This window comes from Chryseobacterium sp. RU33C, from assembly GCF_900156015.1.
GTDB lineage: Bacteria > Bacteroidota > Bacteroidia > Flavobacteriales > Weeksellaceae > Chryseobacterium > Chryseobacterium candidae.
Genome location: NZ_FTMT01000022.1, coordinates 35,057 through 49,502, shown reverse-complemented (window position 1 = coordinate 49,502; position 14,446 = coordinate 35,057). Strand labels below are relative to the sequence as shown.

At 38.2% G+C, this 14,446-nt stretch carries 11 protein-coding genes; 10 read left to right on the top strand and 1 reads right to left on the bottom strand.

Features of this window, described 5'->3' with window-relative positions; all coding sequences use genetic code 11:
• The first annotated feature begins 253 nt into the window (after positions 1–253).
• The 3 genes from ccsA (at position 254) to BW946_RS17230 (ending at position 5,048) form a co-directional block, all read left to right on the top strand.
• Positions 254–3,523: a cytochrome c biogenesis protein CcsA gene (ccsA, locus tag BW946_RS17240; RefSeq protein WP_076597344.1), complete on the top strand. Its 3,270-nt coding sequence runs from the start codon at positions 254–256 to the stop codon at positions 3,521–3,523.
• A gap of 390 nt (positions 3,524–3,913) precedes the next feature.
• Positions 3,914–4,780 (top strand): SPFH domain-containing protein, encoded by an 867-nt coding sequence (locus tag BW946_RS17235; RefSeq protein WP_076597343.1) that lies wholly within the window; start codon positions 3,914–3,916, stop codon positions 4,778–4,780.
• Positions 4,781–4,859: 79 nt separating this feature from the next.
• Complete coding sequence (locus tag BW946_RS17230; protein ID WP_076597342.1) at positions 4,860–5,048, top strand: type II toxin-antitoxin system antitoxin; 189 nt, start codon at positions 4,860–4,862, stop codon at positions 5,046–5,048.
• Positions 5,049–5,238: 190 nt separating this feature from the next.
• Here the strand turns inward: BW946_RS17230 and BW946_RS21485 are convergent, their stop codons facing one another.
• Positions 5,239–5,388 (bottom strand): FAM210 family protein, encoded by a 150-nt coding sequence (locus BW946_RS21485; protein ID WP_002979804.1) that lies wholly within the window; start codon positions 5,386–5,388, stop codon positions 5,239–5,241.
• Positions 5,389–5,523: 135 nt separating this feature from the next.
• On the opposite strand from BW946_RS21485, the gene BW946_RS17220 reads away from it, so the two are divergent.
• From BW946_RS17220 to BW946_RS17190, 7 genes are all read left to right on the top strand, one after another.
• On the top strand, positions 5,524–7,074 hold the full coding sequence (locus tag BW946_RS17220) for an L-piperidine-6-carboxylate dehydrogenase (RefSeq protein ID WP_076597341.1): 1,551 nt from the start codon (positions 5,524–5,526) through the stop codon (positions 7,072–7,074).
• A 112-nt stretch (positions 7,075–7,186) separates the two neighbouring features.
• Positions 7,187–8,512 (top strand): L-lysine 6-transaminase, encoded by a 1,326-nt coding sequence (lat, locus tag BW946_RS17215; protein ID WP_076597340.1) that lies wholly within the window; start codon positions 7,187–7,189, stop codon positions 8,510–8,512.
• Between the two features lie 61 nt (positions 8,513–8,573).
• Positions 8,574–8,804 (top strand): DUF2007 domain-containing protein, encoded by a 231-nt coding sequence (locus tag BW946_RS17210; protein WP_076597339.1) that lies wholly within the window; start codon positions 8,574–8,576, stop codon positions 8,802–8,804.
• Positions 8,805–8,976: 172 nt separating this feature from the next.
• Positions 8,977–9,489 carry a GNAT family N-acetyltransferase gene (locus BW946_RS17205; RefSeq protein WP_076597338.1) on the top strand — a complete coding sequence of 171 codons (513 nt, stop codon included), beginning with the start codon at positions 8,977–8,979 and terminating at the stop codon, positions 9,487–9,489.
• Between the two features lie 116 nt (positions 9,490–9,605).
• Positions 9,606–10,061, top strand: coding sequence for a transcriptional regulator (locus tag BW946_RS17200; protein ID WP_076597337.1), 456 nt, complete (start codon positions 9,606–9,608; stop codon positions 10,059–10,061).
• A gap of 1 nt (position 10,062) precedes the next feature.
• Positions 10,063–11,250 carry an efflux RND transporter periplasmic adaptor subunit gene (locus BW946_RS17195; protein WP_076597336.1) on the top strand — a complete coding sequence of 396 codons (1,188 nt, stop codon included), beginning with the start codon at positions 10,063–10,065 and terminating at the stop codon, positions 11,248–11,250.
• The gene (locus tag BW946_RS17190) at positions 11,250–14,396 is read left to right on the top strand and encodes an efflux RND transporter permease subunit (RefSeq protein ID WP_076597335.1); all 3,147 of its coding nucleotides are present in this window, start codon (positions 11,250–11,252) and stop codon (positions 14,394–14,396) included. The genes BW946_RS17195 and BW946_RS17190 overlap by 1 nt, the downstream gene beginning before the upstream one ends.
• The last annotated feature ends 50 nt before the right edge of the window (positions 14,397–14,446 follow it).

The following is a 14,446-nucleotide window of genomic DNA, read 5'->3' as shown; positions in this document are numbered from 1 at the left end:
TCAGATTCCTAACCATTTTAGACGTTTCTTTTAATAAATAAATGAGGATGGGAATAGAAGTCCTCAATCATGGTTATAGGTAATATGAATCTATATTTTTTCGGTTTTAAAAATTGAATTTTTCCTAATGTTTTCGGGCTTATTAAGAATGTTTCAAAATAAGCAAAACCGAGGCCAAAGTGATAAAAAACAGCTTTTTTTAAGCTCTTTGTGGTTTATCATGCTTATTTTTGCATGTCAAGTACAATAAATCATGAAGAAGCTCCAAGATATTCTTATCTCAACCAGGACAATGGCTGTATTGTTGCTGGTGTACGCATTCGCAATGGCCTATGCAACGTTCTTAGAAAACGACTACGGAACTCCTACAGCAAAAGCATTAATTTATGAGGCTAAATGGTTCGAACTGATCATGGTCCTGCTTATTCTCAATTTTATAGGAAATATCGGAAGATACAGACTGTGGAAGAAAGATAAGTGGCCGGTTCTTGTTTTCCACCTTGCCTTTGTTTTTATTTTTATCGGTGGTGCTATCACCAGATACATTAGTTTTGAAGGAACAATGCACATCAGAGAAGGTGAAACGTCCAACGAAATTGTAACCGATAAAAATTTCTTTAAAATTCAGATCGAAGAAAAGGGTGATGTACTGAATTATCAGGATGTTCCTTATCTGATGTCTCCGTTACACAAAGATTTCAAAGCAACCTATGACTTCCACGGAAAAGAAGTGAAAGTGTTTGCCAAGGAATACATCCAGAGAAAAAAAGACAGCCTTGTAGCTGAACCCAACGGGGCAGAGTATCTTCATTTGGTTTCTACCGGAAGCACCGGAAGACAAAATATTTACATCAAACCGGGAGAAACAAAATCTATCAACGGTACTTTGGTGACATTCAACAGAGCCATTGAAGGAGCTGTTGAATTTAAAAATGAAGGCGGAAAATTATTCATCAAAACTCCTGTAGATGCAAGCTATATGACCATGGCTACGCAGGCAACAGGAAGTACAGTGAAAGATCAGTTCCAGCCTTTGGCATTAAGAAGTTTATATACCATCAATGAGCTGAAACTGGTAGTACCTGAAGGTCTTAAAAAAGGAAGGCTGATGGCGATTGAAGGTGACAGAAAAAAAGATGCTAACGTACCCGATATGCTTCAGATTGAGCTTCAGGGACCAAAAACAAAACAAATTGTAGATCTTTCTGTTGAAAAAGGAAATCCAAACGCTTACAAGCAGGTTACTATGGACGGATTGAACATCATGGTTGGTTTCGGACCTAAAGTATATAACACACCTTTTGCATTGAAACTGGATGACTTCGTAATGGAAACGTATCCGGGAAGTTCATCTCCGAGTGCTTATGAAAGCCACGTAAAAATCATTGATGAAGGCAAAGAAACTCCTTATAAAATCTATATGAACCACGTTCTTAATCATAAAGGATACCGTTTCTTCCAGTCGAGTTTTGATCCGGACAGAATGGGAACCGTTCTTTCCGTAAACCACGATTACTGGGGAACTTTGATTTCTTATATCGGATACGGACTTTTATTCCTGGGAATGTTTGTAATCTTCTTCTGGAAAGGAACTCATTTCTGGAAATTGAATAAAATGCTGGCTGACGTTAATAAAAAGAAAGCAGCAGGTATACTTTTATTGTTCTTAAGTTTAGGTTTAAATGCACAGAAAATAGAAACCCACGGAACAACAGATGGAAGCAGAGAACACATTCATGTAGAAGGAGACAATCATTCTCACGCTCCGGTTCCGTCTGCCCAGCCACTTGATGGTGCTGCTCCTAAGCAGAACTCTCTGGCAACTCCAATGGGGAAAATGAGATCTATTTCTCCGGACGAAATCATTGCAAGAAACAAAATCAGCAAAGAACATGCGGATAAATTCGGATATCTTTTGGTTCAGAACTTTGAAGGAAGAATTGTTCCTATCAATACAGAGGCAATCGATATTTTAAGAAAACTATACAAGAAAGACGAATTTAAAGGAACAGACGGAAAATCTCTTACAGCCAACCAATGGTTCCTTTCTATCAATACAGATACTCCAAGCTGGACAATGGTTCCGATTATTAAAGTGGGAACTAAAGGAGGAGATGAGCTGAAGAATAAGACAAAAGCAGATGAAGATGGCTATACTTCTTTGATGAACCTTTTCCCTGCAGATGCAAATGGTAATCTTACGTATATCTTGGAACATGATTACAATACTGCATTCCGTAAGAAGCCTGCTGAACAAACGAATTATGATAAAGAAGTAATTGCTGTCAACGAAAGAGTACAGATCTTTAATGAATTCTTCAGCGGTCAGTTCATGAGAATTGTTCCTGTGAAAAATGATGCCAACCATACATGGCATTCATGGTTAGACCAAAAATTCGAACCGGATATGGAATCTCAGCAGGTAATGGGACCTTACTTTGCAGAAGCGCTTACCGCACAAAAAACCGGTGACTGGAGCAAAGCAGATGCTGAATTGGCAAAGCTTTCAGACTATCAGCAGAAATGGGGAAAAGCAGTTGTTCCTGCTAAATCCAAAGTGGATCTGGAAGTATTCATGAATAAAGTAGATATTAACTTCAAATTGTTAATCTTCTACACCCTTATCGGAGGTCTTCTTCTTATATTAGGTTTTGTTGAGTTATTCAAATCAAATCAAAAATTAAACAAAATAATTAAAGTAATCATTGTGATTGGTTTAATTGGTTATCTGTGTCATTTCTTAGGACTTGTGGCAAGATGGTACATCTCAGGACACGCTCCCTGGAGTAACGGATATGAAGCCATTATCTTTATCTCATGGGTAGGTATTACGGCAGGTTTAATCCTGTACAGAAATGCCAACGCATTGATTCCTGCGGCAGGATTCATGGTAGCTGTAATCATGATGGGATTTGCGCACGGAGGTTCTGCACTTGATCCGCAGATTACACCGCTTGTTCCTGTATTGAAATCTTACTGGTTAATTGTTCACGTGGCTATTATTACATCCAGTTATGGATTTTTCGCCTTGTCGATGATCATTGCGGTAATTTCCCTGGTATTTTATATCATTTCCAATAAAGAAACCTATAAAATTCACCATGATACTACATTGAAGGAATTGGTTATCGTTTCTGAAATGTCATTAACCATCGGATTGTTTGCTTTAACGGTAGGAAACTTCTTAGGAGGAATCTGGGCCAATGAATCATGGGGAAGATACTGGAGCTGGGACCCGAAAGAAACATGGGCTTTCATCTCTATCATGGTATACGCATTTGTATTACATATGAGATTAGTACCTGGATTGAGAAGCAGATGGGCATTCCACGTAGCAACAATGTTTGCATTCTGCTCAATGGTAATGACGTATTTTGGAGTAAACTATTACCTGAGCGGACTTCACTCATACGCAGCAGGAGATCCGGTACCGGTACCAGCCTGGGTATACATCGGAATCTCAACAATGATTATTTTAGCAGCTGTTTCTTATTGGAAGTTTAAAACTTTAACAAAGAAATAAAGATCTGAACATACAAATTCAAATCCCGGAATTCACTTTCCGGGATTTTTTTGTCTATATTATTTCTGATGCTTTGTAAAATATAAGGTAGCTGGTGTTTTTCCAAACGCTAAGGTTCGCAATAATTTTACTGATGATAAAATATTGTTCACAAAACCATTTCACTCAGCAAAGAGAGTATTGGTCTTCGCTAAGCGAAGTGGCTTTGCGAACAAAAATATAATGCATCCTAATGCATTAACCTCGCGAACTTTACGTTAGTTAAAAATACCCACATCTCGAAACCCGAAACCCGCAGCTCATTCAAAAAAAAACAAAATTTATCATTTGTAATTCAAAATTGATTACTATCTTTATGATATCAAAATAATATCAAAATAAAATTAAATTATGGAAAAAACATTAAAACCTATGTCGGGTTATCTTACATTGGTCATTTGTCTGGCCTTGTTTGTTGCAGCAGTATACTTCTTTGTGAGTGGAGTAGATCAAAGTATAGCCTATGTGGTTATCTCTATGCTGTGCTTTCTTCTTTCGTGCTTTTTCTTAAAAGGGTTAATGATTATTCAGCCGAACCATTCGAGAGTTTTAAACTTCTTTGGAAAATATGTGGGAAGTGTAAAAGAGAACGGATTATTCTTCATCAATCCTTTATATTCATCACAAAAAATTTCTTTACGTTCCGAAAATCTGCAGGGTCAGACTTTGAAGGTAAATGATAAAATGGGTAACCCTATTGAAATTGCAGTTGTAATTGTATGGAAAGTGGGAGATACTTATAAAGCGGCTTTTGATGTAGAGCGTTATTCTGACTTTGTAAAAATGCAGAGTGAGGCAGCCGTAAGACATTTGGCGATGAGCTTTCCTTATGATAATTTAGAAGATGATCATGCTCCGATTACCTTAAGAGAAGGAGGAGATAAAATCAATTCTATTTTGGAACAGGAGCTTACAGACCGCCTTTCAAAAGCTGGAATTGTGATTCAGGAGGCAAGAATTTCACACCTGGCTTATGCTTCAGAAATTGCCGGAGCAATGCTTCAGAGACAGCAGGCTACAGCTATTGTTGCAGCAAGAACCAAGATTGTGGAAGGGGCCGTAGAAATGGTAGACCTTGCATTGAAAAAACTTTCAGAAGATAATATTGTTGAATTGGATGATGAAAGAAAAGCGGCAATGGTAAGCAATTTAATGGTAGTTCTTTGCGGTGAAAAAGCAGCAACACCAATATTAAATGCTGGAACACTTTACAATTAAGAAGTGAAAAAACAGTTGGATTTTAGTGTATAGAGTTTTACACTAAAGTAATCAGAAATAATGTAAGAGAATTTAGAAAATGAAATCAGAAAAAGCTCAGAACTCTTCAGAAAGCAAAGGGAAAAAATCCTTTGTGATAAGAATAGACGAGTCTACTTATAAACTCCTTGAAAAATGGGCCAATGATGAATTCAGAAGTGTGAACGGACAGATAGAATATCTGCTGCATCAGAGCCTGGTGAACGCAGGGAGAAAAAAGAACGAGTAGTTTAAAAAGACAAATAGAAGAAGTAAAATAATCTTTTTCGGGATTAATCGTACAGAAATCAATTATTTTTTTCCTTTTTTTAATTGCAGAAAATATAAAAAAGACCTTGTTTTTTAGCTTTTCAATAAAGAAATAATAATTCAATTAATCTTCTACCCAAAAAGAAAGCAGAGAAATTTTCTCTGCTTTTTTATTGTATACAGCTTTGGAGACTGTCTGCTCCAACGTAGAATATGACGAGCCAAATCAAGCCTTTTATGGTAAAGAAAGCTAATCCTGCCCATCCCACACGCTTGAACCACTTTTTAAGCTTTGAGTTGTTTTCTTGTGAATTTTCCATTGGTGATTATCAAAAAGATTACCCTGCAAAGATAAACATGTTTATAATTAGTCCAAATAAAAAACGTATTAAAAATTAAAGTTTTGAGGTTCGCATAATATTTTTATCTTTAGAGAGAACGAAAAGTAAGATTTTATGTCAAAAAAAGTAAAGGATTTCGGAATCGAAAAAACACTCAGAAATCTTGGGATTAAAGAAGAAAACAAAGGGACTTCAGTGGGCGGAAAATATTTCGCTTCAGGAAAGGTGATAGAGAGCATTTCTCCTGTAGACGGAAAATTGATCGCTAAAGTAAAAACTTCCGGAGAAAGTGATTATGACAAAGTAATTGAAACTGCTCAAAAAGCATTTCAGGAATTCAGGCTGATTCCGGCTCCTAAAAGAGGAGAGATCGTAAGACAGCTGGGCTTAAAATTAAGAGAATATAAAGACGATCTGGGTAAACTTGTTTCTTATGAAATGGGTAAATCTTTACAGGAAGGTCTTGGAGAAGTTCAGGAGATGATTGATATCTGTGACTTTGCAGTAGGACTTTCAAGACAGCTTCAGGGGTACACCATGCACTCTGAAAGGCCTGGACACAGAATGTATGAGCAGTACCATCCGCTGGGAGTTGTCGGGATTATCACCGCATTCAACTTTCCGGTAGCAGTATGGTCCTGGAATACAGCTTTAGCATGGATCTGTGGTAACGTTACCATCTGGAAGCCATCTGAAAAAACACCGCTTTGCGCTATTGCATGCCAGAATATCATGATGGAAGTTCTGAAGGAAAATAACCTTCCTGAAGGCGTTTCAAGTGTATTGGTATCAGACCATGAAATCGGGCAGAAACTGGTAGACGATAAAAGAGTTGCTCTTGTTTCTTTCACAGGATCTACCAGAGTAGGAAGAATGGTTTCTTCTAAAGTAGCAGAAAGATTCGGGAAGTCTATCCTTGAATTAGGTGGAAACAATGCCATCATCATTACAAAAGAAGCTGATATCGATATGTCGATCATCGGAGCTGTTTTCGGAGCTGTAGGAACTGCTGGTCAGAGATGTACTTCAACAAGAAGACTGATTATCCACGAAAGTGTATACGACGAAGTGAAAACAAGATTGGCAAAGGCTTACGGACAGTTGAAAATCGGAAATCCATTGGATGAGAAAAACCATGTTGGACCGCTTATTGATACTGATGCTGTAAATCAATACGAAGAAGCTATCAAGAAATGTAAAAAAGAAGGTGGAAAATTCGTTGTTGAAGGCGGAGTTCTAACCGGAAAAGACTACGAATCCGGATGCTATGTAAAGCCCTGCGTTGCAGAAGTGAAAAACTCTTATGAAATTGTTCAGCACGAAACTTTCGCACCAATCCTATATTTAATCAAATACAAAACATTAGAGGAAGCTATCGCTATCCAGAATGATGTTCCTCAGGGATTATCCTCTGCGATCATGACCCAGAATTTAAGAGAAGCAGAGCTGTTTCTTTCTCATGCCGGTTCAGACTGTGGGATTGCCAACGTCAATATCGGAACTTCCGGTGCTGAAATTGGGGGAGCTTTTGGTGGTGAAAAAGAAACCGGAGGAGGAAGAGAGTCAGGATCTGACGCCTGGAAATACTATATGAGAAGACAAACCAATACTATAAATTATACAGCGCAACTTCCTTTAGCACAAGGTATTAAATTTGATTTATAAAAGTTTTGCTTAAAGTACTTAAAAACAAAAAAATTAATAACCTGAATGATTAAATACTCAATTCATTGGATTATTTCATCACTCACTTATTAAATCACACTACAAATTTATTATGGAACACACATTAGATATAAAAGCAAATAAAGTAAAAGAAACAGTAGGAAGACATGTGTTGGCAGACGGTTTCGATTTTGTGATGGATATTGAAAGATCACACGGCTCATGGCTTTATGATAAACTGACAGACAGAGAATACCTGGATATGTTCTCTATGTTTGCGTCAGCATCTATCGGGTACAACCACCCCTATCTTGTAGAAAAATCAGAATGGTTAGGAAGAATGGCTGTGAACAAACCTACTTTAGCTGACGTTTACTCAGAAGAATACGCTCACTTCCTTGAAGTTTTTGAAAGAGTAGTTATTCCCGAAGAATTACAATATGCTTTCTTTATTGAAGGCGGAACAATGGGGGTTGAAAACGCAATGAAGGCATGCTTCGACTGGAAAACCCGCAAAAACTTTGCAAAAGGCTTAAACACAGAAGCAGGAATCTGTATTCATTTCAAACAGGCTTTCCATGGAAGAAGTGGTTATACTTTAAGCTTAACCAATACGTCTGATCCAAGAAAGTACCAGTATTTCCCGATGTTCAACTGGCCGAGAATTTTAAACCCCAAATTAAAGTTCCCGATTACTGAAGAGAACCTTGAAGAAACCATTAAAAACGAAAACCTTGCTTTAGTTCAGATTGAAGAAGCTATTTTGATGAATCCTGATAAAGTGGCTTGTATCATCATTGAGCCTATTCAGGCTGAAGGAGGTGACAATCATTTCAGAGACGAATTCTTATTAGGATTAAGAAGAATCTGTGATCAAAATGAAATCTTACTTATTTTTGATGAAGTTCAGACAGGGATTGCCATTACAGGAAAAATGTGGGCATTCCAGCATTTTACAGCAAAACCTGATATTATTTCTTTCGGTAAAAAAGCTCAGGTTTGCGGCGTACTGGCCAATAGAGAAAAGTTTGACCAGGTCCCGAACAATGTTTTCAGAGAAAGTTCAAGAATCAACTCTACCTTTGGAGGAAACTTTATTGATATGCTTCGTTTCCAATTGGTAATGGAAGTGATCGAAAAAGAAAATCTTGTTGAGAATGCAAGAGTAGTGGGAGATTTCTTACTGGAAAGCTTAAAAGCCCTTGCTACAAAATATCCTGAAAAAATATCCAATGCAAGAGGAAGAGGCTTAATGTGTGCTATTGATCTTCCCACTGCAGAGCAGAGAAATCACCTGATGAGTGAGCTTTTCAACGACGGCTTAATCATTCTTCCTTGTGGAGACCAGTCTCTTCGTTTCAGACCTCATTTAAATGTTACTAAAGAAGAGATCCAGCTTGCTTTAGACAAAATTGAAAACAATATTAATAAAATTTAAAATCCGGGATTTGTAATTTTAAAAAAAACATCGTATATTTAGATACTCAAACATTTAGGATATGGAAAGAAGTACGAGAGTATCAGTTTATGTAAGTGATAACCCTTCAGAAATTCAGTTGGTTAAGTCTAAATTGGATGACGCACAAATTGCAAATACCGTTGAAAATAACTATCTTACGTTTACCACTACGCCAACGGCAACTTCGCTGAAGCTTATGGTAGATCTGGAAGAAGAAAAAAGAGCATTTGAAATTATTGATGCTTATCTTCAACAAAGTGAAAATCAATAAACAATTTCATAATTTTAAATTTTACTACTTCAAACCGAAAATTAATTTAAATTAATTTTCGGTTTTTTAATTGAAAATCATCAAAGAATAAGTATTTCAAGGATTAAACGAAAAGCAGTAAACCTGATTTTAAATTCTTAAATCATTCAATCTTTTAATCAAATTTTATAACATGAATCCAGAGATTAAACTAAGACAAGCGGAAATTGAAGACAGAAACATTATTTGGGAAATCATTCAGCAATCCATCGAAAGAAGAAGACAGGATGGAAGCACCCAGTGGCAGAACGGATACCCTAATCTCGGGACAGTGGAAAGTGATATTGCGAAAGGATTCGGGCATGTATTGACTGTAGATGGAGAGATTGCAGTATATGCAGCCCTGATCTTGAATGATGAACCGGCTTACAGCACCATTGAAGGAGCATGGTTAAGTGACGGTGAATTTGTTGTGGTTCACAGAGTAGCTGTAGATGAAAAATTTGCAGGGCAGGGTATGGTAAAAAAACTTTTTGATCAGATTGAGGAGTTTACTAAATCCCATGGAATTCAGAGTGTTAAAGTAGATACCAACCATGATAATATGGCTATGTTGAAAATCCTTGAAGGCAAAGGTTATTCTTATTGCGGTGAGGTTCTTTTGAAAGACGGATTGAGGAAAGCTTTTGAGAAGATTATAATTTAGCCCAAAAGTTAAATCAACTTTCATTGAATTTTTAAAACGCTCTGTATTTATAAACTCTATCAGGTTTGTTCGTTTGGTTCTGAACTAATTTCTACTTTTGTTCAAATTTTTATATTATGCACCAAAGTATAGAAGTTGATGAAAAAATTTTTCAGGATGCCGTAAAATTCTATGGCACTGTGTTTAGCTTACCTCCTTTAGCCTCAAAAATTTATTCCTACCTTCTTTTCGACTATGAGAAAGTAGGAATTACTTTTGACGAGTTTGTTGAAGTGCTCTCCGCGAGCAAAAGTTCAGTTTCCACCAGTATTTCATTACTGCTTAATGCTCAGCTTATCGTAGACCATAACAAAATGGATGAGCGGAAACGGTATTTTTTCATCAATGATGAATACAAAAAAATACGATTCGAGAAAATTGTCCAGAAAATGCAGGACGAATTAAGACTATTAGATGATTTAAACAATTTTAAAAAAAGTAAAGACGATGGATACAATGAAAGAATAGAAGTTTACAAAGCACTCTTAAATAAAAATATAGAAAATATTCAGGAATCTCTTAATAAACTATAAAATGAATAATAAGCTAGTTATACTTTCCATTGCAGCGTTTTCACTGACGGCCTGCAAAAAAGAAGCTCCGAAACAGGATGGTGCCAAGCCGTATCCTGTCATTTCCGTGGAGTCAAAAAATATAGTGGGTTATCAGACGTTTCCGGCTACCATCCAGGGTAGGGTAAACAATGATGTACGTGCAAAGATACAGGGATATATTACCCAGGTATTGGTAGATGAAGGACAATATGTAACAAAAGGACAGCCATTGTTCCGTCTGGAAACCAATATTCTGACCGAAAATGCAGCCGCTTCCAAAGCAGGAATCAGTGCTGCAGCATCTAGTGTTGCCGCAGCCCAGGCTTCTGTAAATGCAGCTCAGGTAGAAGTCAATAAACTAAAACCTCTGGTTCAGAAAAATATCATCAGTAACGTGCAGTTACAGACCGCTCAGGCTCAGCTGGCTCAGGCTCAGGCTCAGCTGCAACAGGCGAATGCCGCCAAAAAACAGGCTGAAGCTAATTACAAAGGCGTAGAAGCCAATATCGAATATTCTATTATCCGTGCACCTATTTCAGGGGTAATCGGAAGACTGCCATTGAAAGTAGGAAGTTTGGTAGGGCCGTCTGATCAGACGCCTCTGACAACGATTTCTGATACTTCTGAGATCTACGCTTACTTCGCGATGAATGAAAAAGAATATTTTGATTTTCTTGAAAAATCTCCGGGAGCTTCTATGCCTGAGAAAATCAAAAACTTACCCATGGTTGAGCTTCAGCTGGCCAATGGAAGTCTTTATCCTGAAAAGGGGAGAATTGAAGCCATTACAGGGCAGATTGATCCTACAACCGGGACTATTCAGTTCAGAGTTGCTTTCTCGAATGCTCAGAAATTATTAAGTAATGGTAACAGCGGAACCATCAGATTCCCTCAGTATTACGATAATGTTCTTGTGGTACCTGAAAGTGCTACTTACGAACAACAGGGTATCGTTTACGTATACAAAGTAGAAAAAGGAGATACTGCCAGAAACGTCGTTGTGAATGTTATTGACAGAATCGACAATATGGCTCTTATCAAATCAGGAGTTAATAAAGGAGAAAAAATTATTGCAGCTGGTATCGGAGGGTTGAAACCGGGAACAGCAGTGAAGCCGAAGCCAATCAAAATGGATAGTCTTGTTCAATCTATAAAACCGAAATTCTAATGATAAAGAACTTTATTAACAGACCGGTTTTATCCACCGTAATCTCAATCTTGATTGTGATTCTCGGTGTGCTGGGACTGATCTCGTTACCGGTTACACAGTATCCGGATATTGCACCGCCTACGGTAAGCGTTTCTGCCAATTATACGGGAGCCAATGCCGAGACGGTAATGAAAAGTGTAGTAGTACCTTTGGAAGAACAGATCAATGGGGTGGAAGGTATGGATTATATCACTTCCAGTGCCGGGAATGACGGTTCTGCTCAGATCCAGGTTTTTTTCAAACAGGGAATAGATCCGGATATCGCAGCGGTAAACGTACAGAACCGTGTGGCCAGAGCAACACCTCTTTTACCATCTGAAGTAACACGTTCAGGGGTTGTAACCCAGAAGCAGCAGACCAGTGCCCTGATGTATATGTCTTTTTATTCTGAAAATAAGGATCTTGATGATGTGTACCTTCAGAACTTTTTGAATATCAATATTATTCCCAATCTGAAAAGGGTAAATGGTGTTGGAGATGCCAACGTTTTTGGTGGTAAAAACTACTCAATGAGAATCTGGCTTGATCCTGCAAAAATGGCTGCCTACAGTGTAACGCCTACTGATGTTACCAATGCCATCAACGAGCAGAGTAGAGAAGCAGCTGCGGGTTCTATCGGACAGAACAGCGGAAGTTCTTTTGAATACATCATCAAATATGTAGGTAAATTCAACGATAAAGAACAATACGACAATATCATCATTAAATCTCTTGGAAACGGACAAAACCTGATGCTGAAAGACGTTGCTAAAGTAGAACTGGCAGGACAGTCTTATACAGGAATAGGGGAGAACGGAAACAATCCTTCCATCAGTATGGGGATCTTCCAGACCCCGGGATCCAATGCACAGGAGATTATTAAAAATATCAAAGCCTATCTTAAATCAGCCGAGGGAACTTTTCCAAAGGGCGTAAAGTATACTTTTAACTTTGATACCAACGAATTCCTGGAAGCTTCCATTGAAAAGGTAGTACATACCCTGATTGAGGCCTTTATTCTGGTATTTATTGTAGTATATATTTTCCTTCAGGATTTCAGATCTACGCTGATCCCGGCCATTGCGGTTCCGGTATCTATTGTAGGAGCGTTCTTCTTCCTGAACCTTTTTGGCTATTCATTAAACCTCTTAACCTTATTTGCATTGGTACTGGCAATTGGTATTGTAGTGGATGACGCCATCGTCGTCGTCGAGGCCGTTCATGCTAAGATGGAACATGGTATTTCAGATGCTAAAAAGGCAACAGTAGAAGCAATGGATGAGATTACAGGGGCTATTATCTCTATTACGTTGGTAATGGCAGCCGTATTTATCCCGGTAACTTTCATTACAGGGCCTACAGGGGTATTCTACCAGCAGTTTGGTATTACACTGATTATAGCCATCATCATTTCTGCAATTAATGCATTAACGCTGAGTCCCGTTTTATGTTCATTATTCCTGAAACCTCATGAAGCACATCATGCAGAGTATAAGAACTTAAACTTACTACAGAAGTTTTTCTATAAGTTTAATATTGCTTTTAAAACAACTACTGAACGTTACGGAAGAGGATTTGTATTCCTGTTAAGACATAAATGGGTAACCCTGATTATTTTTGCTGTTACCGGAGGGATCTTATTCTGGGCAAGCAGCAGTATGAAGAAGGGATTTGTACCTACAGAAGACAGGGGAATTATCTTTACAGATGTTCAGCTTCCTCCGGGAGCTTCTATGGAAAGAACTTACAACACTTTGAAAACGCTTCAGGCAAAAGCACTGAAAGTTCCGGGCGTACAGAACGTAACCATTTCAACAGGTAGAGGATTCTTATCCGGAAACGGAAGTAACAACGGTCTTGCCTTTGTGAAACTGAAACCATTCGAAGAAAGAAAAAAAGACGGACAGACTTCTGAAGACATCACCAAAAAATTATTCGGAATTGTAGGATCTGTTCCTGATGCCAAAGTGGTATTCTTCCAGCCGCCAAGTGTACCGGGATTTGGTAGCAGTGCTGGTTTTGAAATGGTGTTGCTTGATAAATCAGGTGGAGAATATGCTGATCTGGATGCTAAAACCAATGAATTCATCGGTAAACTGATGCAGAGACCGGAAATTCAGTTTGCACAGACTTCATTCAATACGAAATATCCTCAGTATCAGATGGAAATTAATGTTCCTCTGAGCAAACAGCTTGGAGTTTCTGTAAACGACATCCTGTCTACCATGCAGGGGTATATTGGTGGTATTTATACAGCCGACTTTACCAAGTATGGAAAGCAATTCAGGGTTATGGTTCAGGCGCTTCCTGAGAACAGAAAGAATATTGAAAACCTGAATCAGCTTTATGTGAGAACAGGATCAGGTATCATGACTCCGATCTCACAGTTTGTAACCTTGAAAAAAGCCTACGGACCACAATCTGTAAGCCGTTATAACCTGTTTACTTCCGTGAAGGTTACAGGAGCAAACTCTGACGGATACAGTTCCGGGGATGCTATTGCTGCGGTACAGCAGGTAGCGGATGAAACCCTGAATCAAAACTATGCCGTAGAATTTACAGGGTTAACGAGAGAAGAATTAAATTCAGGATCTCAGACCCTTCTGATTTTCGGGTTGAGTTTGGTCTTCGTTTACTTTATCCTTTCCGCACAGTATGAAAGTTATATCCTTCCGCTGATCGTTATTATTTCTCTTCCTCTTGGGGTAATGGGAGCTTACTTCGGCCAGAAGATTATGGGACTGGAAAATAATATTTATTTCCAGATTGCTCTGATCATGCTCGTGGGACTATTGGCGAAAAATGCAATTCTTATTGTTGAATTCGCTGTTCAGAGAAGGCATCATGGTGAAACCATTGTGATGTCAGCCATCAATGCAGCGAAAGCCAGGGTAAGACCTATTCTAATGACCTCATTCGCCTTTATTTTCGGTTTATTGCCGTTGGTGCTGGCAAGTGGAATCGGAGCAGTAGGGAACAGGTCTATCGCTACGGGTGCGGCCATCGGACTGTTGATAGGAACTGTTTTGGGATTATTCGTAATTCCGGTTCTGTATGTGATTTTTGAAACACTGCAGGAAAAAATTAAACCTATCAAAAAAGAAGATATCAATTTAGCAGAATAAAATTAATTAGAGAAGTCAGAAGTTGGATTTTTAGAAATTACGTCTTAAAC